General features: G+C 42.0%; 1 protein-coding gene. It reads right to left on the reverse strand.

All coding sequences use genetic code 11. The features are described from left to right. Positions 1 to 269: hypothetical protein (locus tag ACVCXO_RS12155; RefSeq protein WP_452229860.1), on the reverse strand; the 269-nt coding region annotated here is incomplete at both ends.

Genomic DNA, 269 nt, shown 5'->3' on the forward strand with positions numbered 1-269 from the left:
TGCTGTCGTATTAAAAGAAGCGTTTCCGGAGGTTAAAACAGTTACCGTTTGTGTGCTACTTGTTCCGCAGGTTCCTGGACTCGTGTATTCTATAGTATAGGACGCTCCTGAAATTCCATTAGTTACCACTCCGCTAGTTGCATCTATTGTTGCTCCATCGGTTGGTATCGGATTAAAAGTAAAACTTCCACCAAGATCTCCAGTTATATTTGCGGTGCCGCCATCACAAGTTGCTGTCGTATTAAAAGAAGCATCTCCTAAAGTTAAAA

The sequence above is a fragment of the Lacinutrix sp. MEBiC02404 genome, from assembly GCF_053601575.1.